We start from the raw sequence: 21,723 nt of genomic DNA on the forward strand, positions 1-21,723 counted from the left end.
CCCTGATCCGCGACGTGACGGGTGTCGTCCTGGTCGATACGAAGGCGCCGCTTCCGGTGCCCGTGGTGCTGCGCGAGGCTCCGGTGTTCGACTCCGGGGTCCTTGCCGGTCGCATCGAGCTGCAGCGCTCGCTGCAGCCGGTGGCGATCAAGACCGCCTTGACCGGCCTTCTGGGGCTGCTGCTCGCCGGGTCGGTTTTCGGCATCATTCGAACGCTGCGCATTCGCGAGCACAGCATTATGGAAGCCCGTTACGAGGAGCAGGAGCGCGCGCATGTCACGCTGCAATCGATCGGCGATGCGGTCATCACGACCGACGGCAACGAGCGGATCGATTACCTCAACCCGGTGGCCGAATCGCTGGTGGGTTGGAGACTGGCGCAGGCGCGCGGACAACGGTTGTCTCATGTGATGCCGTTGATCGACGAGCATACGCTGGAGCCTGCCCCCGACGCGTTGGGGCAGGCGTTGTGCGAAAACGACCGTTGGTCGCGTTCCAAGCCGGTCGCGCTCAGGCGACCCGATGGCTCGACGATCTCGATCGACGACAGCGCTGCACCCATTCGGGATCGGCGGGGCCAGGTGGTCGGGGGCGTGCTCGTGTTCCACGATGTGACGGTTGCGCGCAGCATTGCACAACGTATTCGCTGGGCAGCGACCCACGATGCGCTGACGGGGCTGGTGAATCGCCGAGAGTTTGAAAGCCGCGTGGAGGAGGCGCTCGCGACCGCCCGCAACTCCGACAAGCACCATACGCTCTGCTACCTTGACCTGGATCGCTTCAAGATCGTCAACGACACGGCTGGGCACGCCGCCGGTGATGCCCTGCTGAAGGAGATCTCAGCGCTGTTGCAGGAGAAGCTGCGCGAGTCCGATACGCTGGCGCGGCTGGGGGGCGACGAGTTCGGTGTCCTGCTCGAGAGCTGCCCCCTCGATCGCGCCGAGTTGATCGCCGCCGACCTGCTGGCCGCCGTAAAGGGCTTTCGGCTGAACTGGGAAGGGCAGGTCTTTTCCGTCGGCATCAGCATCGGCTTGGTCGGCATCAGCGGGGGACAAGATACCCAGACGGAGGTGTTCAGCGCAGCCGACGCCGCCTGTTATGCCGCGAAGGAGCAGGGACGGAACCGAATCCATGTCTTTCGCCGGACCGACGCGGCGGTAGCCGAGCGCCGCCGGGAGATGGATTGGGCAGTCAAACTGTGTCGCGCGCTCGAAGAGGACCGTTTCGTGCTCTTCTATCAGTCCTACCGTGCATTGGCGACCGCAGATGCGCGCGCCGATGTCAAGCATATCGAGATCCTGTTGCGGTTGATCGACGAGGACGGCAGTCTGGTGCTGCCGGCAAATTTCTTGCCGACGGCAGAGCGCTACTCTTTGATTTCCGCGATCGACAACTGGGTCATTGCGACGACGTGCTCGCGCTACGCCGACCTCGTCGCGCTCCTGGGCGCTCCTCTGACATGCGGCATCAACCTCTCCAGCACGTCGCTCAATTCCGATGAGCTCCCCGGGTTTATCCGCGAGCAGGCGCGTCTCCATGGGCTCCCGCCGGGGCGCTCTGCTTCGAGATGACCGAGACATCCGTCATCAACAACCTTCGGCGTTCACGACAGTTCGTCGATCATCTAAAAGAGCTCGGGTTCTACTTCGCCCTCGATGATTTCGGCAGCGGCACGAGCGCGTTCGGATACCTGAAGAACCTGCCGGTGGACTACATCAAGATCGACGGCAGCTTCATGCAGGAGATCGAGAATGATTCGCTGAATCGCACCATGGTGGAGATGATCAACAGAGTCGGGCATCTCATGGGTGTGAAAACGGTTGGCGAGTCTGCCGAGACGGAACAGATCATCGCCGAACTCGAGTCGATCGGTGTCGACTTCGCGCAAGGTTACGGGGCTGCGATGCCGCTGCCGCTTCCCGCGGCGGGTCAGCCGACGCCGAGGGGGACAACTCCCGCGGGACCTCACTCACGCGTGCAGGGTGTGCGGCCAGCGCCGCGGCCTGTTGACCCCGACAGCCGCGACTGTTAGAACCGCCGCGCGGTTCCCTCATCCACTGGTCCCTAGATGGTCTTGCCCTCGCCACGTCTTGCCCCCCCTCTGCGGTCCTTGCTTGCTTGCGCAAGCGGCGCCCTCCTGGTGCTCGGATTTGCGCCCTTCGGTTGGTATCCGTTCGTCCTGATCGGACTCTTAGGGTTCTTGGTCGCCCTGAACGGCGCCTCGACTCGGCTCGGTTTTCTCGTGGGTTGGCTCTTCGGCGTCGGACTGATGGGCTTCGGGGTCTTCTGGATCCGGATCAGCTTGAACGAGTTCGGCAACATGGATGCCTGGGTCGCGCATCTGTTGACCGGGGTCTTCGTGGCGACGATCGCGCTCTTTTTCGGGCTCGTGGGTTGGCTGGTTCGGCGCCTGGATCGTGGACCGGCCTGGCGGGTTCCGCTCCTTCTGTTCCCGGGTCTTTATCTCTTGGTCGAGTGGCTGCGCGGCTGGTTGTTTACCGGTTTTCCCTGGCTGAGCTTGGGCTACACCCAGATCGACGGACCGCTCGGCGGTTTTGCCCCGATCCTCGGTGTGTACGGCGTCGGTCTGCTGATTCTGCTGTCAGCCGGGTTGCTTTGGGGGCTCCTGCTCCGGTCCGGTCGGGGTCGCGTCGCGGCGGCTGCGGCGCTGGTCCTGATCTGGGGCGGGGGGCTGCTCCTGAAACAGGTCTCCTGGACCGCGCCGTCGGGGCCGGGCTTTCGCGCCGTGGTCGTGCAGGCGAGTATCCCGCAGGCGATGAAGTGGGATCCGGATCTGCTCGTCTCGACCATGGAGATCTACTGGGAGCTGACCGAGCGAAATCTCGACGCCGAGTTGGTGGTCTGGCCCGAGACTGCCATCCCGGATTTTCTGCATCATGTGCGCGACGTCCTGATCGAGCCCATGGCCGCCCGCGCACGGGAGGAGGGGACCGAGATCGTGCTCGGCATCCCGGTCATGGAGTCGGACACCGGGCGCCACTTCAACGCCTTGCTGAGTCTCGGCAGCCGGGAGGACCTCTATGCCAAGCGGCATCTGGTGCCCTTCGGCGAGTTCATGCCGTTTAAGGCGTGGCTCGGGCCATTGGTGGATCTGTTCGAGGTCCCCATGTCCGACTTCAGTCGCGGCAGTGCCGAGCGTCCCTTGCTTGCGGTGGGCGATCGCCTGGCGGGTGTCTCTATCTGTTACGAAGACGCCTTCCCGGCGGAGGTCTCGCAGGCCCTGCCCGAGGCCGAGTTTCTGATCAACGTGAGCAACGATGCCTGGTTCGGCGATTCGCTGGCGCCGCATCAGCATCTCGAAATGGCGCGGATGCGGGCGCTTGAGAACGGGCGCTACCTGTTGCGTGCCACGAACACCGGGATCTCGGCGATCATCGACCAGCGCGGACGGGTGCTCGGAACGGTCCCCGCGTTCGTGCGCGGGGACTTTGCGACAGATGTTCGGCCCTATGCCGGCGCAACGCCCTATGTGCGGTTCGGCAATGGGCCGGCGATCGGGCTCGCAGCGGTCATGGTGCTGCTCGGTGCGGGCGTCGTACGCCGTGTGTCCTCGCGCTCGATCGGCAGGTGATTGCGATGAAGGTTGCCGCAGCAGCGACATGGGCGGTTATGATTGAGTCAGGTATCGCCGAAGGATATGACCGTGCAGGCCTTGATCTTATTTTTCGTTGAGCTGTGTGCGTTGCGCAGAACCCCGCAGGATCTTCCGGCCTCGGAGGTCCTGCTCGCCGTCGTGGCGTTCGCGAGCCTCGTCGTCGGGGTGATGATCGGCCTCGTCGCCGATTTGTCTATCGGCGCGAGCGTCGCGCAGACCCTGTTCGAGCTTGCGGCGACGCTCGGAGCACTCTTTTTCGCCTTGCGCCTCATGCGTCTGGATGCGCGCTTCATCCAGTCCGCAACGGCGCTTCTGGGCAGCGGGGTGGTGATCGGCGTGATCGCGCTGATTCCGCTCAGCTTCAATCCGACCGGTTCGCAAGAGACCGATCTGGCCGCACTCGGCGCGCTCCTGCTTCTGGTGGTCTTTGTGTGGAGCGTGGTGGTGACCGGTCACATCCTGCGTCACACCTTTCAGATTACGCTCGGTCAGGGTGCGGCGATTGCCGTGGCCTTCAAGGTCGGCGTCGTTCTATTGATGGGCATCGCCTTCGCGGGCACCTGAGGCGACCTGTCAGAAAGAAACTGAGCACCGGACCTGATCGTTGTCGTTGTCGTTGTCGTAATCGACAACGACAACGACAACGACAACGACAACGGCTCGAAGGGTATTCGCTTGAGTTGTGTTGATTGTTTTTGAACAGTTCCGAGGAGCCTGAACACCCATGCATCTGCATATCCTGGGCATCTGCGGCACCTTCATGGGCGGCATTGCCCTTCTGGCGCGTGCGCTCGGTCACCGGGTCACGGGCTCGGATGCCAACGTCTATCCCCCGATGAGCACCCAGCTCGAGGCAGCGGGCATCGGGTTGATGGAGGGCTATGATCCGAGCCACCTCCAACCTGCGCCCGATGTGGTGGTGGTCGGCAACGCCATGAAACGGGGCATTCCGGCCGTCGAGGCGATGCTGGATCGCGGCCTGCGCTATTGCTCGGGTCCGGAATGGCTGCGCGAGAATCTGTTGGCCGATCGCTGGGTGCTGGCCGTTGCGGGCACGCACGGCAAAACGACGACCGCGAGCATGCTCGCCTGGGTCTTGGAGGACGCCGGTCTCGCGCCCGGCTTCCTGATCGGCGGCGTGCCGCTGGATTTCGGGCTGTCCGCGCGCCTGGGCTCCACACCCTTTTTCGTGGTCGAGGCGGACGAGTACGACACCGCCTTCTTCGATAAGCGGTCCAAATTCGTCCACTATCGACCCATCACCCTGATTCTCAACAATCTGGAGTTCGACCACGCCGATATCTTCGACGATCTCGGCCAGATCCAGCGCCAGTTCCATCATCTGGTACGTACCGTCCCGGGTCGCGGCCTGATCGTCCATCCGGGTGCCGAACCGGCGATCGATCAGGTGCTGGCGATGGGCTGTTGGACACCGCGCGAGTCCTTCGGCGAGGCGGGACAATGGACCGCGCGGCTGCTTTTGCCCGACGGCTCGCGCTTTGAAGTGCTGCTCGATGATCGCCCGCTGGGCGAGGTCGACTGGGGTCAGACGGGTCTGCACAACGTGCACAACGCGCTCGCTGTCTTGGCCGCGGCCAGACACGCGGGTGTCCCGGTCGGTGCCGGGATCGCCGCCCTGGGTCGGTTCAACGGGGTGAAGCGTCGCATGGAGCTGCGCGGCGAGGTCGCGGGTGTGTGCGTCTACGACGACTTCGCCCATCACCCGACGGCGATCCGGACCACTCTGGAAGGCTTGCGCCGTCGGGTCGGCGAGCAGCGCATCCTGGCCGTGCTCGAGCCGCGCTCCAACACCATGCGTCTGGGTGTCCACAATCGCGAGCTGGCCACCTCGCTCGATGCGGCCGATCGGGTATTTGTCTTCGCACCTGCTGATCTGGGTTGGGATGCCGCGGCCGTCTTCGCGGGGCTTGCGCAGCGTGCGGCGGTGCATGCCGATCTCGACGCTCTCGCCGCTGCGGTGGTTGCCGAGTGTCGTGCGGGCGATCAGGTGTTGGTCATGAGCAACGGCGGTTTCGGCGGAATCCACCAAAAGCTCCTGGACGGACTGGCGCGGGAGCGCTAAACCGCGTCCAGAGCGAAATGGGTGATTTTCACTTTGTGTTCGGCGTCGGAGGTTTCCTCGATCTCGGCGAGACGCGGTTTAAAATTTAATTTAAACCGCGCCAGCTCCGACAGTCGTCGGAGCTGGCGCGGCCAAGCCATTCCAGCAAATGACGCATACCGCACCTGGCGCGGTTTAGGCACAGAGGGAACGCGCATGTCCGAGCCGCTTCATGACTGGCCCAAGACCATCACGGTCGCCTTGACCGGGGCCTCCGGATCCCAGTACGGGCTGCGTCTGGTCGAGTGTCTGCTCGCCGCCGGGATGCGGGTCTATCTGTTGATCTCCCAAGCCGGCCAGGTCGTGCTCAAGATGGAGGCCGATCTGGAGGTGCCGGCCCGGCCCGCCGAGGCAGAGGCATTCTTCCTGGATTACTTCGATGCGCAACCGGGACAGTTGCGAGTCTTCGGTCGCCAGCAGTGGACCGCTCCGGTCGCGAGCGGCTCCAATCCACCCGACGCCATGGTCATCTGCCCCTGCACGACAGGCACGCTTGCGAGCATCGCTGCGGGTGTTTCGACCTCGCTCATCGATCGCGCAGCAGACGTCACCATGAAGGAGTCGCGCAAGCTGATCCTGGTGATCCGCGAGACACCCTTTACCGCCATCCATCTCGAAAACATGCTGCGTCTCGCGCGCGCCGGTGCGGTCATCATGCCGGCCAATCCGGGGTTTTACTTCAAGCCTACGCGTGTCGAGCAGATCGTCGATTTCATGGTGGCCCGAATCCTGGACCATTTGGACGTGCCGCATCGGCTGATGGCGCGTTGGGGGGAGTAGTGCCGGGTCGGCGGTATGAGCGTGCCGAGCATCGGGCCGGGTGTTATGGCTCGGTCAGCCGGTCGTTTCGGGATAGAAGTCGCGACTGAAGATCTGCCCACTTTGATAAGGACATTCGGCCGGAAAGGTCGTGGCCGGAAGTCCTGTCTCGTCGGCGGCGAGGTTGACTGCTTGGACATAGGATTCCCCGATGGCATCCTCGAGCACGCGTTTCAGCCCCGGGTTTTTTTCCATCAGATATGACAGGGCAGCGCGTTGCTCGATGATGGTGTTGCGCCAGCTTCTGCCTTCGAAGTCCGCCCAGCGCTCGGACAGTCGGCTGTATTGGAATTGCCACTTGAGCAGATGCGCGAGCAGCACGCGCAGACGGTTGACCAGCTCATGCCGCTGACTCCTGCCCATGTCGTCCAAGTCCTCGATCAAATGGTCAAGATCCAGCTCGGCGAATCGCCGCTGCCGCAGCAGAGCGGCCGTCTGGGCTGCCCAGGCTGGATAGTCCTGCTCGTACAGTCGGTCTAGGTCGGTCATCGGAACACCGTCCTCTAATTGATCAATCGGCGGGCGTCGTTCAGACACCCGCGCGCTTCTTCACTCTACTGATGGGCAGGTTATCTTTGAGCCGTTTCCAGGCTCCTTAAACCGCGCAGACTCCAACGGTTGTGAAGTCTGCCGGGGCCGATCCCATCCAAAACATCGCATATCGCGCTGGGCGCGGTTTAGATCCTCAACAGCAACCGCGCCGGATCCTCCAACGTCTCCTTGATGCTGACCAGGAACTGCACCGCCTCGCGTCCGTCGATGATCCGGTGGTCGTAGGTCAGGGCTAGATACATCATGGGTGCGATCTTGATCTCGCCCTTGTCTGCGATCGGGCGCTCCTGGATCTTGTGCATTCCCAGGATCGCGCTCTGCGGCGGGTTGAGGATGGGCGTGGAGAGCAGCGAGCCGAAGACCCCGCCGTTGGTGATCGAGAAGGTGCCGCCGGTGAGCTCTTCGTAGCTGAGGTTTCCGTTCTGCGCTTTTTCTCCGAAGGCGACGATGCCCTGCTCGACGTCGGCCATGCTGAGCTGGTCGCAGTTGCGCAGGATCGGCACGACCAGACCGCGCGGGGAGCTCACCGCGATGCCGATGTCGTAATAACCGTGATAGATGATGTCGTCCCCGTCGACCGAGGCGTTGATCACCGGGAAGCGTTGCAGGGCCTCCACGGCGGCCTTGACGAAGAAGGACATGAAGCCGAGCCGAACCCCGTGGGTCTTCTCGAACTGGTCTTTGTAGCGACTACGTAGTGCGAGAACGGCCTTGAGATCGACCTCGTTGAAGGTGGTCAACATGGCCGCGTTTTGCTGGGCCTGCACCAGGCGCTCGGCGACGCGTGCACGCAGGCGGGTCATGGCCACCCGCTGCTCGGGGCGGCCGGCCTCGCCGGTGAGGCTGGGGCTGGGCGCGGGCGCCGCGGGGGTCAGCTCCGGATCCTTTGCCGGAGCGGCCTGCTCGCGCTCGTCGAGATAGGCGATGACGTCGGCCTTGTGGATGCGCCCGTCGCGGCCCGTGCCCGGGATCGCGTGCGGGTCGAGATTCAGCTCCTTCACCAGGCGGCGTGCGGCGGGGGCGACCTGGGGCTCGGTGCCGGCCGGTGCGCTCTTCGCCGCAGGGCTCGGCGGCATGGGTTTGGCAGGCGTGGCGGTGGCAGGCGCGGCCTTGGCTGACGGCGGAGATGACTCGCGCGCCGACGGCGCTGCCCCGGCCTCGCTCGCCTCGATCAGTGCCAGCACGGCATCGGACTGAACGACATCGCCCTCTTTGGCCATGATCTCGCCGAGGATACCGTCGATCGGCGAGGGGACCTCGAGCACGACCTTGTCGGTCTCCAGATCGACCAGGTTCTCCTCGCGCTTGACCGAATCGCCCGGGCGTTTGTGCCAGGTCGCGACCGTGGCGTCGGCAACCGACTCGGGGAGGGCGGGGACACGGACTTCACTGCTCATTGTGGCGGGATCCTTTTATTCATGCTGGGGTTCAAGTGCCCGGTCAGGGCCTCGTCGATCAACCGATCCTGCTGCTCGACGTGCGCGGCGCGGTGGCCGACGGCCGGTGCGGCGGAGGATGGGCGGCCGACATAATAGGGCCGCTTCCCGTCCTGCATCAGGTTGTGGAAGCGGTGTTTGATCTGATCCCAAGCGCCTTGGTTCTGCGGCTCCTCTTGGCACCAGATGATCTCTTCGGTGGTGGCGTAGGTCTCGAGCGCGCGGTCGAAATGCTCCTTGGGGAAGGGATAAAGCTGCTCGATGCGGATGATGGCGACATTCGTCAGGCCGCGCGCACGCCGCGCTTCGAGCAAATCGAAATAGACTTTACCGCAGCAGAAGACCACGCGCTCGGTCTGCGCGGGGTCGATCGGGTCGATCTCCGGGATGACCGTCTGGAAATGACCGCTGGTCAGCTCGTCGAGCGCGGAGACCGCGAGACGATGGCGCAGCAGGCTCTTCGGGGTCATGACGATGAGCGGTTTGCGGTAGTCGCGGACGATCTGGCGGCGCAGCAGGTGATACATCTGAGCCGGCGTGGTCGGCACGCAGACCTGGATGTTGTGCTCGGCGCAGAGCTGCAGGAAGCGCTCCAGACGGGCGGAGGAGTGCTCGGCGCCCTGGCCCTCGAGTCCGTGCGGGAGCAGCATCACAAGTCCGCAGCACAGCCCCCACTTGGTTCCGGCGGAGGTGATGAACTGATCGATCACCACTTGGGCGCCGTTGGCGAAGTCCCCGAACTGGGCCTCCCAGAGTGTCAATGAACTCGGCTCCGCGGTCGCGAATCCGTACTCGTAGGCCAGCACCGCCTCTTCGGACAAGAGCGAATCGATCGCAATATAAGCGCCCTGATGTTCGCCGATGTGCTGCAGCGGGGTATAGGCGTTGCCGGTGACTTGATCGTGGATCTTGGCGTGACGATGGAAGAAGGTCCCGCGACCGGCATCCTGTCCGGACAGGCGCACCGGTGTGCCTGCGTCGAGGAGGGTGGCGTAGGCCAGATTCTCCGCGAAGCCCCAGTTGAGCAGCTGGTCGCCCTGCGCCATCTTGCGTCGCTCCTCCCACAGCTTCTCGACCCGGGGGTGGAGCTCGAAGCCATCGGGGACGCGCAGCATGGCCTCGCTGAGCTCGCGGAGCTTCTCAACCGGGACACCCGTGTCGACGTTCTGATCCCAGTCCGTGTTGCGGCAGAAGCCCCAATCGACGCGGTAGGCATGGTCGAGCCCGCACAGCACCGGGCGCGCGACCACCACGCCCTGTTCGATGGAGTCGCGATAATCGGCGACCATGGCGTCGGTTTCGTCCTTGGAGAGGATGCCGTCGGCGACGAGGCGGTCGGCATAGACGGCGCGCGGGGTCGGATGCCGGCGAATCTTCTTGTACATCATCGGCTGGGTGACCGCGGGCTCGTCGGCCTCGTTGTGGCCGAGACGTCGGTAACAGACCAGGTCGATGATGACGTCCTTGTGGAACTGGTTGCGGAAGTCCAGCGCCATCCGGGTCACGAAGATGACCGACTCCGGATCGTCGCCGTTCACATGAAAGACCGGCGCCTGCACCATCTTGGCGACATCGGTGCAATAGAGAGTCGAGCGGGTGTCGAGCGGGTTGCTGGTCGTGAAGCCGATCTGGTTGTTGATGACGATATGGACGGTGCCGCCGGTGGAATAGCTGCGCGTCTGGGAGAGCTGAAGCGTCTCCATGACCACGCCTTGGCCGGCGAAGGCTGCATCGCCGTGGATGAGCACGGGCAGGACTTGATCGCCGCTGCGGTCGTGGCGCCGCCGCTGGCGTGCGCGCACCGAGCCCTCGATGACCGGGTTGATGATCTCGAGATGCGAGGGGTTGAAGCCCAGCACCAGATGCACGATCCCGCCGGGCGTATCGATGTCGGTTGCGAAGCCCATGTGATATTTCACGTCGCCGGCCATCTGACGCCAATCCATCTGGACCCGGCCCTCGAACTCGTCGAAGATGTCCTGCGGCGGCTTGCCGAAGATGTTGGTCAGCACGCTGAGCCGCCCGCGATGGGCCATGCCGATGACCAGCTCCTTCTGGCCCTTGCGTCCGGCGCGCTGGATCAACTCGTCCAGCAGAGGGATGAGGGCGTCGCTGCCTTCGAGCGAAAAGCGCTTTTGGCCGACATAGCGCTGGTGGAGATACTTCTCGAAGCCTTCGGCGGCGGTCAGCAGGGTCAAGAGCCAACGCCGATCGGCGGTGTCGAGTTCGGGTATTGCGCGATATCCCTCGAGCCGCTTTTGGATCCAGCGTTTCTCCTGGGTATCGGTAATGTGCATGTACTCCGAGCCGACCGTGCCGCAGTAGATCTGCTCGACCATTACGATAATGTCGCGCAGCGGCATGCGGTCCGGGGCGTACAAGGAGCCCGTGTGGAACACCTGGTCCATGTCGTCCGGCTCCAGGTTGTGGAAGGCCGGATCCAAGTCCGCGATCTTGGGGATGTCGCGCAGCTTGATCGGGTCGAGGTTGGCGACCTGATGGCCGCGGTAGCGGTAGCCGTTGATCAGGGAGAGGACGGCGGCCTGTTTTTCCGCCGCGGCGGGCTCGAGCCGCTCGGTGGAGCGTGTGCGTGCGCGGGTACGGCTCTCTTGGGCGAGCCGCAGAAAGTTCTCGCGCACCGGTCCGTGTGCGACCTCGTTGGCCGCCTCCTGGTGCATGACATGGAAGCGCTCGCGCCAGGCTAAATCGACGCTCTCCGGATCCTTCAAATAACGTTCATAGAGATCTTCAATAAAGGCTGCATTGCCGCCGTAAAGGGCGCCGGAACTGCGAAACAGCTCGAGGATTGCGCTCATGCTCGGTGTTGTTTCTCTGAGTTGATTTTATAGATGGATTATCGATGTTTATAACACAAGTCCCGAAGCGCTTGGCAAACGTGTTCAGGCCAATCGGCGTCGCGCGGCAAGGACCGAGCGAACATCATCGCCGATCTTCGGGTCGGCCGTCTCCACCGCCGTGATCGACGGGGCCGACGGTCGCATGGAAACGCAATCCTTCGCGGCGGATCTGACCGAGCGCAAGCGTCGTCGCATCCGCTTGGCGCGGCTCGAGGCCGATATCGCCTACTTCCAGGCGCGCCTGGAGATGATCGGCGAGCCGACGAGTGCGAATCAACGGACCCAGCGCAAGGCGTTCGAGCTTTTGCTCAAGACGGTCTCGACCAAGGTCGCGAAGGTCCAGCGCGAGCGACCGGTTTGATCGGCGCTCGGTGAACCTCGGTCTCGCGCGTCCACCCAGCCGGCGGGTTTTATTGAACAGGATCGACGATCGAGCCGACTCCGAATGACCGAATCCGAATGTAAGAATTTAATGATGTTTTATTCGATCCGAATCGCACGCCGCCTTGAGCCTTGTTCGATGCGATGCCGATCTCGCATCATGAATGCGCACGGGAAGGCACTCTCCTGCCCGAGGGGTTTCAATTCATGTGTACCTTCGTCATTCTGAGGCGTCCGGGGCATCCCTGGCCGGTGTTGATCGCGGCCAATCGCGACGAGATGCGCACGCGGCCGAGTCGCCCGCCGGGCCGACATTGGTCGGACCGCTCGGAGGTGCGCGCGGGGCTCGACCTGGCGTCCGGCGGGAGCTGGCTCGGGGTGAACGACCATGGCCTCGTCGCCGCGGTCATGAACCGTCGGGGGACGCTCGGATCCCTGCCCGGCAAACGCAGCCGCGGCGAGCTGGTCTTGGATGCGCTCGACCATGCCGAAGCCTCCGAGGCGGCCGGGGCACTGGCGGATCTGGATCCTGCTGCCTATCGGCCCTTCAATCTGGTGCTGGCCGATCCGCGCTCGGCCTACTGGCTGCGCCACGGAGGCGACGGCGATATCCGCGTCCACCCGATCTCCGCCGGTCTGCACATGTTGAGCGCGAGCGAGCTCGACGATCTCGATGAGCCGCGCATCGCCGAGCATCTGCCGCGGTTCGTCGCGGCCCAGATCCCGGATCCCGATGCCGACGAGTGGACGGCCTGGCGGAACCTACTTGCATCGAATCAGGGGCTGGCATCGAATCAGGGCCATCCGGATGCGGGATCCGAGTGCGCCATGACGTTCGAGCGGCCCGACGGGTTCGGCACGCGATCCTCGGCGCTGATCGCCATCCCCCTGTATCCCGGTTACGGCAGCGGTCCGATCTGGCTGCATGCGGAGGGGAGGCCGGATGAAGCCCCATTCCTCCGAGTCCCCAGCTAAATTGCGTCCCCGAACGAGGCGGGATGCTTGCAGTTTGCGGCGGCCCGGGGTGGATACCTCGGGCTCCGCGCTGGACGCAATTTAGGATATTAAAAACAATTATTTAAACTGCGTCCGCTCCGTCGTTCGTCGGCGTCTGCAGCGTCGAGAAAGGGTTTGAGCAGCCATGTGGCTCCGAGACGCAGTTTAGGCGGTTCGAATCCCTGCGTCGGCTGTGACACAATCGCATCCCTTCGCCGCCTTCGTGGTTCAGTGGTCTCGTCCGCGCGGGTGTGATCGTACGTCCCTGTTTCCGAATCAGTCTCCGATCGAGACCCCCTTTAGGATCCGCCATGTCGAACATCATCCGTATCGCCACCCGTAAATCCCCCTTGGCCATGTGGCAGGCCGAGCACGTGTCCGCGCTGCTGACCGATCTCCACCCCGGACTCGAGATCCAGATCGTCGGCATGACCACCAAGGGCGACAAGATCCTCGATGCGCCGCTGGCGAAGGTCGGCGGAAAGGGCCTCTTCGTGAAGGAACTCGAGCAGGGGATGTTGGAGGACGTGGCGGACATCGCCGTGCATTCGATGAAGGATGTGCCGGTGGACTTTCCCGAGGGTCTCCATCTGGCGGTGATCATGGATCGCGAGGACCCGCGCGATGCCTTCGTCTCGAACCGCTTTGATGATCTCGACAGTCTTCCCCGGGGCGCCTGTGTCGGCACCTCGAGCCTGCGCCGTCAGTGCCAGCTCGCCGACCGGCGTCCCGACCTGCGCATCGAGCCGTTGCGCGGCAACGTCAACACCCGTCTTGCGAAGCTCGATGCCGGGGAGTACGACGCGATTATCCTGGCTGCCGCCGGGCTGATGCGTCTGGGGTTCGAGTCGCGCATCCGCGGCCGGATCTCTCCCGAGGACAGCCTGCCGGCGATCGGCCAAGGCGCGATCGGCATCGAGTGCCGCAGAGCGGACCCGCGCACCAATGATCTGATCGCGCCCCTGCATCACCGCGACACCGCGGACCGGGTGCTCGCCGAGCGGGCCATGAACGCGCGTTTGCACGGCGGCTGTCAGGTGCCGATCGCCGGACATGCCCTGATCGAGGGCGATCGGCTTGTGCTGAAGGGATTGGTCGGGACGCCGGACGGATCCCGGATCCTGCGCGCCGAGTCCGATGGCCCGCGCGAGGATTGGGAGGCGATCGGGACGCGGGTCGCCGACGCTCTGCTCGCCCAAGGTGCCGGCGAGATCCTGAGCGCACTGCAGGAGCCGTGATGCCTGCGCCCTGTGATCTCGGCGGGCGCGGCGTCTTGGTGACCCGGCCCGCGGCGCAAGCCGACGGGCTTTGCCGTTTGGTCGAGGCGGCCAATGGCCGCGCGATCCGCGTACCGAGCATCGAGATTGCGCCGGCCGCCGATTCGCGCGAGGCGGTCGCGTTGCTGTCGCAGTCCTGGGACATGCTCTATTTCGTCAGCCCCAATGCGGTCGAGCAGGCGCTTGCCTTGGTGCCGGACGGGTCCTGGTCGGGGGTCGAGAAGGTCGCGGCCGTCGGGCGGGCGACCGCTCAGGCGTTGACCGACGCCGGGCGTGCGCCGGATCTGGTCCCGGAGCAGCGCTTCGACAGCGAGACGCTGCTGGCGATGCCCGAGCTGGCCGACATGCGCGGCCGTCGCGTGCTGATCGTGCGCGGCGAAGGAGGGCGTGCACTGTTCGCCGATACGCTGCGTGACCGCGGGGCCGAGGTGCACTTTGCCGAGGTCTACCGTCGTCTGCGACCGGCGTTCGATCCAGCACCGCTGCTGTCGCGCTGGACCGGCACCGTGGCGATGGTCACCGCGACCAGCGACGAGATCATGCTGAACCTGATGGAGATGCTCGGCCCCGAGGGCCGTGCTCCATTGCTTGCCACGCCCTTGGTGGTCGTGGCGGAACGAACGGCGGAGAAGGCTCGGGGGTTGGGGTTTGTCCGGGTCGAGGTGGCCGAGCGTGCCGAGGATGCGGCGATCGTGCGGACCCTATGCGCGCTGGTCACGTCGGGGACATCAGTTCATTTCCGGGAATCGTGATCCCGACAGCGAGTGTCTGGAAGGCATCGAATCCCTGATGCCGTCGGTCTTGAGCAAGCCCCTCGCAGAATTCTCGTTGTCGTAATCGTCATCGAGAACGATAACCGCAAAGGTATTCGCGACCTCTGCGTGTTTTCGTGTTGAACCCTTCCCCGGAACCGGCCCCCGCCGGCCGACAGCCCCCGCCTGCGGTCAGTCGGATGGCGTGTCGGTCGTCCCCGCAGCGCTCCCCTTCGGCTCGGCGTCGTCATGGCAGGTCAGCCAGAGTGCGAGGGTCCGGTAGAGCTCGACGGTGTCGATCGGCTTGGCGAGGTGTCCGTTCATGCCGGCCTCTCTGGCGTCGTTGCGATCGATCTCCATGACGGCCGCCGAAAGTGCAATGATCGGCAGATCCGGGCGTTCGAGACGAATCCGCCGGGTGGCCTCGAAGCCGTCCATGATCGGCATCTGCAGATCCATAAGGACGAGGTCGAAGTCCTGCGATGTCGCCAGCTCGACGGCCTCGACACCGTTTTCGGCCAGGGTCACGACGGCGCCGGTGCGCTGAAGCATCCGTTTTGCGACCTCCTGGTTCAACGCATTGTCTTCCACCAGCAGGATCGCTGCACCGGCAAACGAGGGCGTCGCAGGCCGGGCCGGTCGCGCAGGCTTGCCGGGGTGCGGCTCTCCGCCACGCGCTTCGAGCAGGGTGTCGAGCAGGGTCGAGGCGGTGACCGGTTTGCCCAGGAAACCGTTGAGCCCCGGGCGGTCTTTCGGCAGGTCGTCGCGGTTGTAGCCGCTGACGATGATTGCCGGCGCCTCGGCACCGGTCAGGACGCCCTCCTTGCGTAATCGGAAGAGCTGACGGACGGCCTCCAGCCCGTCGATCTCACCAGGCATCTTCCAGTCCATGAGGATGAAATCGAAGGCCATGCCGGCCCGTTCGGCCTCGATGACGGCCCGCACCGCCGCGGCACCGCTCGCGGCCTCCTCGACGCGGCATCGCCAACTTTCCAGGATCTCACGGAGCACGGTTCTGGCGACGCTGTGGTCGTCGACGACCAGGACTCGGGCGCCGCTGATCGCTCGGGTATTGCCGGGTCCGGTGTCCTCGCGCGAAACCGGCAGAAGCAGATCGAATGAAAAGACACTGCCCTCCCCGGGCGATGAGGCGACCGCCAGGTCGCCGCCCATGCGTTCGACCAGTTTGCGGCTGATCACCAGTCCAAGGCCGGTACCGCCGTACTTGCGTGTCGTGGAGCTATCAGCTTGGGAGAAAGCCTGGAACAGGCGATCGACCTGTCCTGCGTCCATTCCGATCCCGGTGTCCGACACCTCGAAGCGCAGCCGAACCTGATCGGTATCTCCGCCCAGTCGGGTGATCCGCACCTCGACCGTCCCCTCCTCGGTGAACTTCAGCGCATTGGCGAGCAGGTTGGTCAACACCTGGCCCAGGCGCAGCGTATCGCCGAGCAGTGTCCGAGGCGCTTCGGGCGACACGCGGAAGATAAGCTCAAGGCCCTTCTGTCCGGCCGCCGAGCCGAAGAGTGTGGCCATCTGCTCGAGGAGTTGGTCCAATCGAAACGGACGGGACTCCAGCTCCAGCTTGCCCGCTTCGATCTTGGAGTAATCCAGGATGTCGTTGATGATCCCGAGCAGCAGGCGCGAGGAGCTGAAAATCTTGCCCAGATAGTCGCGCTGCTCATCGTTCAGCTCGGTTCCCAACAGGATCTGGCTCAGGCCGATCACGGCGTTCATGGGCGTGCGGATCTCGTGGCTCATGTTCGCCAGGAACTCGCTCTTGGACCGGCTCGCGGCCTCCGCTTGCTCGCGGCTGAGTCGCAGCGAGGCTTCCGTTTCGCGTCGTTTCTGAACGTTCACGAGCATCTGCGCGAACACCGTCAGCAGGCGCTGCTCGGCCTCGGAATAGCGATGGTGTCTGCGCACCGAGTCGAAACCGACGAACCCTCGACAGCGCGGCCCGTCCATCATCGGAACCGCGATCGCGCTCTTGATCCCTTGGGGCTCAAGCACCTGTCTGACACTGCTCTCGGGCGCAAGCGCGCGCACATCGGGGACGTAGACGGTGCCTCCCGCCCGATGGGTCGTAACCCAATCGGCGATCATGCCGGTCGGAAGGGCCTGCAGTGTGTCGATCTGCGCCTCGATCCCTTGCGCGCACCATTCGTGGGTGTTGATGGCGATGTGCCGTTCGACATCGTAGTCGAAGAGATAGGCCCGATCCGCACCGACAAAATCGCCCAGATGCCCCAGCGAGGTCTTGATGACCGAATCGACTCGGTCCAGCGGGAGGCTGATATAGGTCGCCGAGATCTCCATCAAGAGATCCTGTAAGCGGGTCTCTCTCTGCAGCGCCTTTTCGCTGTCCTGGAGGCGGGCGAAGGTGTCCAGGCGCTTGACGGTGCTGCCGATGACCTGCACGAGAAGCTGCAACAGACCGAGGTCGCTGTCCGCCCATGCATGTCCGGGGTGAAGGGCGTCGAAGCCGACGAAGCCGCTAAGTCTCCCGCCGTTCTCGACCATCGGCAGGCAGAGCAGCGACCGGATGCCTTGGGCCAGAAATTCCGCTTTTTCAGGGGCCGCCTCGTCCGGAAGGTCCTCCACCTCGGTGATCAGCACCGGCTCGCCGGTGGCCATCCGGGCCTTCAACCAAGGCATCCCGTCGACCGGTTGGTCCGGCGCACGCCCCGACTGAGAGGCAATGCCCGGGGCACACCACTCGTGGGTGTTGGTCATCCGAGAGCCGTCCTGCGACAGACGGAACAGGTAGGCCCGCTCGACCTCGAGGAGCTCGCCTAGCCTTTCGAGGGTCCGATCGAGGATGGCGTCGAAATTATCCGGGCGGGTCCGCGCGAAACGGGCGGAGATCGCCGCCGCGGCACTTTCCAGTGCCAATCGTCGCGCGGACTCGGCCTGCGCTTGCTTGCGCTCGGTCACGTCGCGTGCAGCGGCGTAGATCAGCTCTCCGCTGGGGAAGGAGCGCCACTCGATCCAGCGGTAGACGCCGTCGCGGCGCCGGTAGCGGTTCTCGAAATCCAGGATCGCGCCCTGTGCGTCGAGGCGCCGGGTCGCCGCGAGCGTTGCGTCGCGATCCTGTGGATGCACGAAATCGAGAAAAGGCTGCCCTTCCAATTCCTCGGGGGGGTAGCCGAGGGTCCGCTCCCATTCCGGGTTCACGCGCAAGAAGACGCCCTCGGCGTTCACGATGCAGAACATGTCGAGTCCCGTCGTGAAGAACCGGTTGAGCTCCTCTGTGCGCGTGTTGACCAGACCGACCAAACCGGCATGGCGACGCGCCAGCAGCGTGGCCGCGAGCACGAATGCGGCGGTCAGGGCGAGCCCCGTCAGTGCCGTGATCCATCCTGCCCGCACGGGATGCCTGCTCAGGAACTCCGGCCCTGCGTAGGCCGTCACCGCGAAGACCTCGCCGAAGATCGGAATGAGGCGGGTCAGCGACGGGCCAGCGGGCGGCTCGCCGTTCGGAGTCCAATTGGATGCGAGCGGCTCGAAGACTCCGGAGCGGTGCAGGTAAGCGATCTGCAGGCGCGCGGCCTTGTCCGGCCCTTCCCCCAGCAAGAGGGTATCCATGCGCAGCGCGGCGGCGACGATACCCCGTACATCGCCCGTGTCGCCGAAGACCGGTTGAAAGACACGGATACCCTTCGGACTCCCCGGCTCGAGCACGAAGGTGATGGGCTCGGTCGCGGTGGGCAGGCGAGCGCGCGTCGCCTCTTCGATGGCGCCACGGCGCGGTGGATCCGAGGCAAGGTCGAAGCCCAACGCCTGTATGTTGGCTCTCGTGGACGGTGCCGCAAAGAGAACCGGATAGTGATGCGCACGCTCCGTCACGGCGACGCGCGTTCCCTGTGCGTCCTCCTGCCACATCCGCGCGTTCTCGATTCCGGCGGCCTCGGCCCGTGCGCCGAAGTCGTCCCGATCCGTCGCGCGCACCCTCGGTGCCCAAGCCCATGCACGTACGGCCGGATCGCGCGTGAGATGGCGCGTATAGCGATCGAAGTCGTCTGCGGTCATCTCCGCCGAGATTTCGACGAAGCTCGCCAGCCCTTCGAACTCGGTATCGCGCAGTTTGCGCAAGGTTCCGGCGATCGCCTCGGTGCGCGCGCTCGCCAATTGGGCGAATGACCAGTCGCGGGCATGGCCCTCGCGCTGATGGCCTGTCCATGCGGCAAAAAGGGTCAAGGCAAGACCCAAGGCCAAGACCAGCGCCGCCTCCAGATGGCGTAACCCTTGCGCGGCATTTGCCTCGAGGCGGGCGCGTCTGATCAGCAACGCCGTGCCCGTGAGGATGATCAGGAGCAGTACGAGCGCCAGGACGAGTATCGGCGCGGCGGCCCTCGCGAGATCGATCCTCCAGGTGTGGGCCTCCACGTCGATACCGAGCACGGCGACGACGTCACCTTGGACGCGATAGGCTCCGGCACAGACGATGATGTCGCCGACGCGCTGGACGAAGGTCATCTTGGGCTCGATGCGCTGGTTGATCGGGTTCTCGTATTCGTAGGCCACCCAACCACTCCCGCTCGATAGGGCAATGCGTTGAATCTCATGGCGGAACAGCGTGCCGCCGGCACGGTCCGGTCTGTCGATCCAATTTTGTCCCACCAGCTCGGGCCTGACCGGGTGGGCCAGGAAGGTCATGTCGAGGTCGTAGGCAAAGGCGTAGAGATCGCCCCGATGGAAGGCGCCGTTCGGCTCGCGCAATGCCTCGAGTAGGGCCTCCCGGCCATGCACCTCGGCATAAGCCGCAGCGTTTTGCACCAGCGCGCGGGCCTCGGCCGGGAGCGCGTTGCCTTGGACGGCCTTGCTCGGCTCGAAGATCGGGACCTGTGCCGAGACCCAGGTTCCCCAACGGTCGACGAGCGGTCCTTCGACATGCTCGTCGCCGGTGGCGAAGATACGCCGCTCGCCCGCCGATGCCTCGTCGTAGAGATCGCCGGGCGGCGAGAAATCCTCGGAATCGGGTGGCTCGTTGTCGACGAAGATGAACAACTGCCCATCCGCACGTCGCCCCATCAGATAGACGAACCGGTAGCGCGGATCGGTTTTCGCCACGGTGGCAAGCTGGCTCTTGAGTCGCTGATATTCGGGTTTTTCCAGGTCCGAGAGGTCGCCCACAAGAACGCCGATGCGCTCGACGTTCAGCGATTGCGCCAAGAGCCGCGTCTCCAACAGCAGCCTGTCCTTCATCTCGCGATCCGCCAGCTCGACCGACCACCAGGCCCCCAGCGATCCGCCGATCAGCACCAGCACGGCCAGCGCGATGGCCGCGCGCACGAACGGGCGCCACGCGCCCGAGTCCGGGGCGGCGATCACTTGGCGGAGCGCTGTGCGGGTCAAGAGGGTCTCGTTCCGATGCGGGTCATGGACCGGTGCGGTGTCGCTACGTCGATCGCCGAGCGCCGAGCGCACGCGCGAGGATCCGGCGTGCACTCCAGTGTCCACTGCGTCATGCCTTGCCGGTCAGGATGCACCCACCACACGATCCCTACCCCCTCTTTGGCCCGATAAAGCCGTTGATCGGCAATCTCGACAAGGCTGTCGACATCCAGCCCTGCATATTCGCATACGCCGCCGCTGACGGTGACCCGAAGTCCGGGATGGCTCCAGGTCAGTGTCTTCACGGCGATGCGAATGCGCTCGGCGATCTCCATCGCCGCGGCGGCGGACGTATGCGGCAGGATCACGAGGAACTCCTCACCTCCGTAACGGCCGCTCACGTCGACATCGCGCGTGCAGGCGCGCAAGGTCGCGGCGACCTTGACCAAGACCTCGTCGCCGGCCCGATGCCCGAAGGTGTCGTTGATCATCTTGAAGCTGTCCAGGTCGAGCAGGATGACCGAGAGATCATCGAGGTAACGTTTGGCGCGCTCGATCTCCTCCGCGAGCCTTTGCATAAGGTGGCGTCGGTTGTAGGCACCGGTCAGTCCATCCGTCAAGGATGCCTGACGCAGATTGTCCTGGGTCGCCTTGAGCTCCGAGATGTCGACCAAGGAGATGAGTCGGCTCGAAACACCCGAGAATCGAATCGGCATGGCCGAGACCACGGCCCAGCGTCGATTTCGGGCACGGGTCAAGATCTGGGTTTCGCGCTGCTCGCCGATCCCGGCGGGGAGCCCGTCGGCGGCCAGTGCCTCCCAGGCTGCGCTGTTCAACCGCCCGGTGGTGTCGGGCTCCAGCGCGAGATAGGTCTTGGCCGCCTGATTGGCTTGAACGACCCCCGCGAGACCACGCTCGGCCAAGATCATCGGGAAGGGCGCGGCCTCGAACAGGGTGCGCAGGTTGGATTCGCTCTCGCCGAGCCTGCGCAAGACCCGGCTGGCCCCGAACCAGGCAAGAGCGATGACGAGGAGCATGGCGCCGCCGACCCACAGGAGCTTGCCGCGCACGCTGCGCACCAGATCGTTCAGGAACTGCGGACTGGAGTAGAAGGTGGCGATGCCGACCAGCAGGTGACCGTCCGGATCGTAAAGCGGCACCTGTGTGACGAAGCAATCCGAACACTGCTCGACTCCCCGCGCCAGGTCGAGGCTCTCGGCTGCAAGCGCGAGCAGATCCTCGTCGAGGACCAGGGTGATCCGTCGGACAAAAGGCGTTTCGGTCGACTCGTCCTTGAGCAGCAGCACGGCGTCGAGCTCGGTGCGGATCTCGTTGGCGAGTTGGTCCGGCCGGTCGGTGTTGCGCAGCACCGACTCGATCCCGCTGCTCTGAGCCTGGGCGAACGCGCGCGAGCGACTCTCGGCGTCGGCGCGTAGGGTCGGCTCGATGACGATGACCCAGTGCAGCGCGATCAGCGCCGTGAGCAGGATCCCGAGCAGCGCAAAGATCACGGCGAGGTTGCGCTCGAGCGTCAGGGAGAACCGACGACTCATGGCCAAGGCCCTGTCGTTCATGCC

The 21,723-nt window shown here is 64.6% G+C and carries 13 protein-coding genes and 1 pseudogene; 9 read left to right on the plus strand and 5 right to left on the minus strand.

Annotated features, from left to right (window positions below):
* The first annotated feature begins 239 nt into the window (after positions 1–239).
* From BDD21_RS28605 to BDD21_RS12465, 5 genes and pseudogenes are all read left to right on the plus strand, one after another.
* A pseudogene (locus BDD21_RS28605) lies at positions 240–2,032 on the plus strand (EAL domain-containing protein).
* Positions 2,033–2,068: 36 nt separating this feature from the next.
* The gene (lnt, locus tag BDD21_RS12450) at positions 2,069–3,592 is read left to right on the plus strand and encodes an apolipoprotein N-acyltransferase (RefSeq protein ID WP_120797436.1); all 1,524 of its coding nucleotides are present in this window, start codon (positions 2,069–2,071) and stop codon (positions 3,590–3,592) included.
* Between the two features lie 66 nt (positions 3,593–3,658).
* Positions 3,659–4,180 (plus strand): hypothetical protein, encoded by a 522-nt coding sequence (locus BDD21_RS12455; protein ID WP_342769623.1) that lies wholly within the window; start codon positions 3,659–3,661, stop codon positions 4,178–4,180.
* A gap of 160 nt (positions 4,181–4,340) precedes the next feature.
* Complete coding sequence (gene mpl, locus BDD21_RS12460) at positions 4,341–5,699, plus strand: UDP-N-acetylmuramate:L-alanyl-gamma-D-glutamyl-meso-diaminopimelate ligase (RefSeq protein WP_120797437.1); 1,359 nt, start codon at positions 4,341–4,343, stop codon at positions 5,697–5,699.
* A gap of 195 nt (positions 5,700–5,894) precedes the next feature.
* Positions 5,895–6,518: a flavin prenyltransferase UbiX gene (locus BDD21_RS12465; protein WP_120797438.1), complete on the plus strand. Its 624-nt coding sequence runs from the start codon at positions 5,895–5,897 to the stop codon at positions 6,516–6,518.
* 54 nt (positions 6,519–6,572) lie between these two features.
* On the opposite strand, the gene BDD21_RS12470 is transcribed toward BDD21_RS12465, so the two are convergent.
* From BDD21_RS12470 to BDD21_RS12480, 3 genes are all read right to left on the minus strand, one after another.
* Positions 6,573–7,046, minus strand: coding sequence for a DUF29 domain-containing protein (locus tag BDD21_RS12470; RefSeq protein ID WP_120797439.1), 474 nt, complete (start codon positions 7,044–7,046; stop codon positions 6,573–6,575).
* 188 nt (positions 7,047–7,234) lie between these two features.
* Positions 7,235–8,506: a 2-oxoglutarate dehydrogenase complex dihydrolipoyllysine-residue succinyltransferase gene (odhB, locus tag BDD21_RS12475; RefSeq protein WP_120797440.1), complete on the minus strand. Its 1,272-nt coding sequence runs from the start codon at positions 8,504–8,506 to the stop codon at positions 7,235–7,237.
* The gene (locus BDD21_RS12480) at positions 8,503–11,361 is read right to left on the minus strand and encodes a 2-oxoglutarate dehydrogenase E1 component (protein ID WP_120797441.1); all 2,859 of its coding nucleotides are present in this window, start codon (positions 11,359–11,361) and stop codon (positions 8,503–8,505) included. Before BDD21_RS12480 ends, odhB begins: the two co-directional genes overlap by 4 nt.
* A gap of 184 nt (positions 11,362–11,545) precedes the next feature.
* Between BDD21_RS12480 and BDD21_RS12485 the strand changes: the two genes are divergently transcribed.
* From BDD21_RS12485 to BDD21_RS12500, 4 genes are all read left to right on the plus strand, one after another.
* Positions 11,546–11,764, plus strand: coding sequence for a hypothetical protein (locus tag BDD21_RS12485; protein WP_120797442.1), 219 nt, complete (start codon positions 11,546–11,548; stop codon positions 11,762–11,764).
* A gap of 164 nt (positions 11,765–11,928) precedes the next feature.
* On the plus strand, positions 11,929–12,759 hold the full coding sequence (locus BDD21_RS12490) for an NRDE family protein (RefSeq protein ID WP_245969564.1): 831 nt from the start codon (positions 11,929–11,931) through the stop codon (positions 12,757–12,759).
* Between the two features lie 332 nt (positions 12,760–13,091).
* Positions 13,092–14,018, plus strand: a complete 927-nt coding sequence (hemC, locus tag BDD21_RS12495) for a hydroxymethylbilane synthase (protein ID WP_120797443.1) — start codon at positions 13,092–13,094, stop codon at positions 14,016–14,018.
* Entirely contained in the window at positions 14,018–14,809 is a 792-nt protein-coding gene (locus tag BDD21_RS12500; RefSeq protein WP_120797444.1) for a uroporphyrinogen-III synthase, read from the plus strand. Before hemC ends, BDD21_RS12500 begins: the two co-directional genes overlap by 1 nt.
* 192 nt (positions 14,810–15,001) lie before the next feature.
* On the opposite strand, the gene BDD21_RS12505 is transcribed toward BDD21_RS12500, so the two are convergent.
* Both BDD21_RS12505 and BDD21_RS12510 read right to left on the minus strand, forming a co-directional pair.
* Positions 15,002–20,167, minus strand: coding sequence for a response regulator (locus tag BDD21_RS12505; RefSeq protein ID WP_245969565.1), 5,166 nt, complete (start codon positions 20,165–20,167; stop codon positions 15,002–15,004).
* On the minus strand, positions 20,164–21,720 hold the full coding sequence (locus tag BDD21_RS12510; protein WP_245969567.1) for a GGDEF domain-containing protein: 1,557 nt from the start codon (positions 21,718–21,720) through the stop codon (positions 20,164–20,166). The genes BDD21_RS12505 and BDD21_RS12510 overlap by 4 nt, the downstream gene beginning before the upstream one ends.
* Positions 21,721–21,723: the final 3 nt, after the last annotated feature.

Origin of the sequence: Thiocapsa rosea (assembly GCF_003634315.1) — a bacterium.
Classification (GTDB): Bacteria; Pseudomonadota; Gammaproteobacteria; order Chromatiales; family Chromatiaceae; genus Thiocapsa; species Thiocapsa rosea.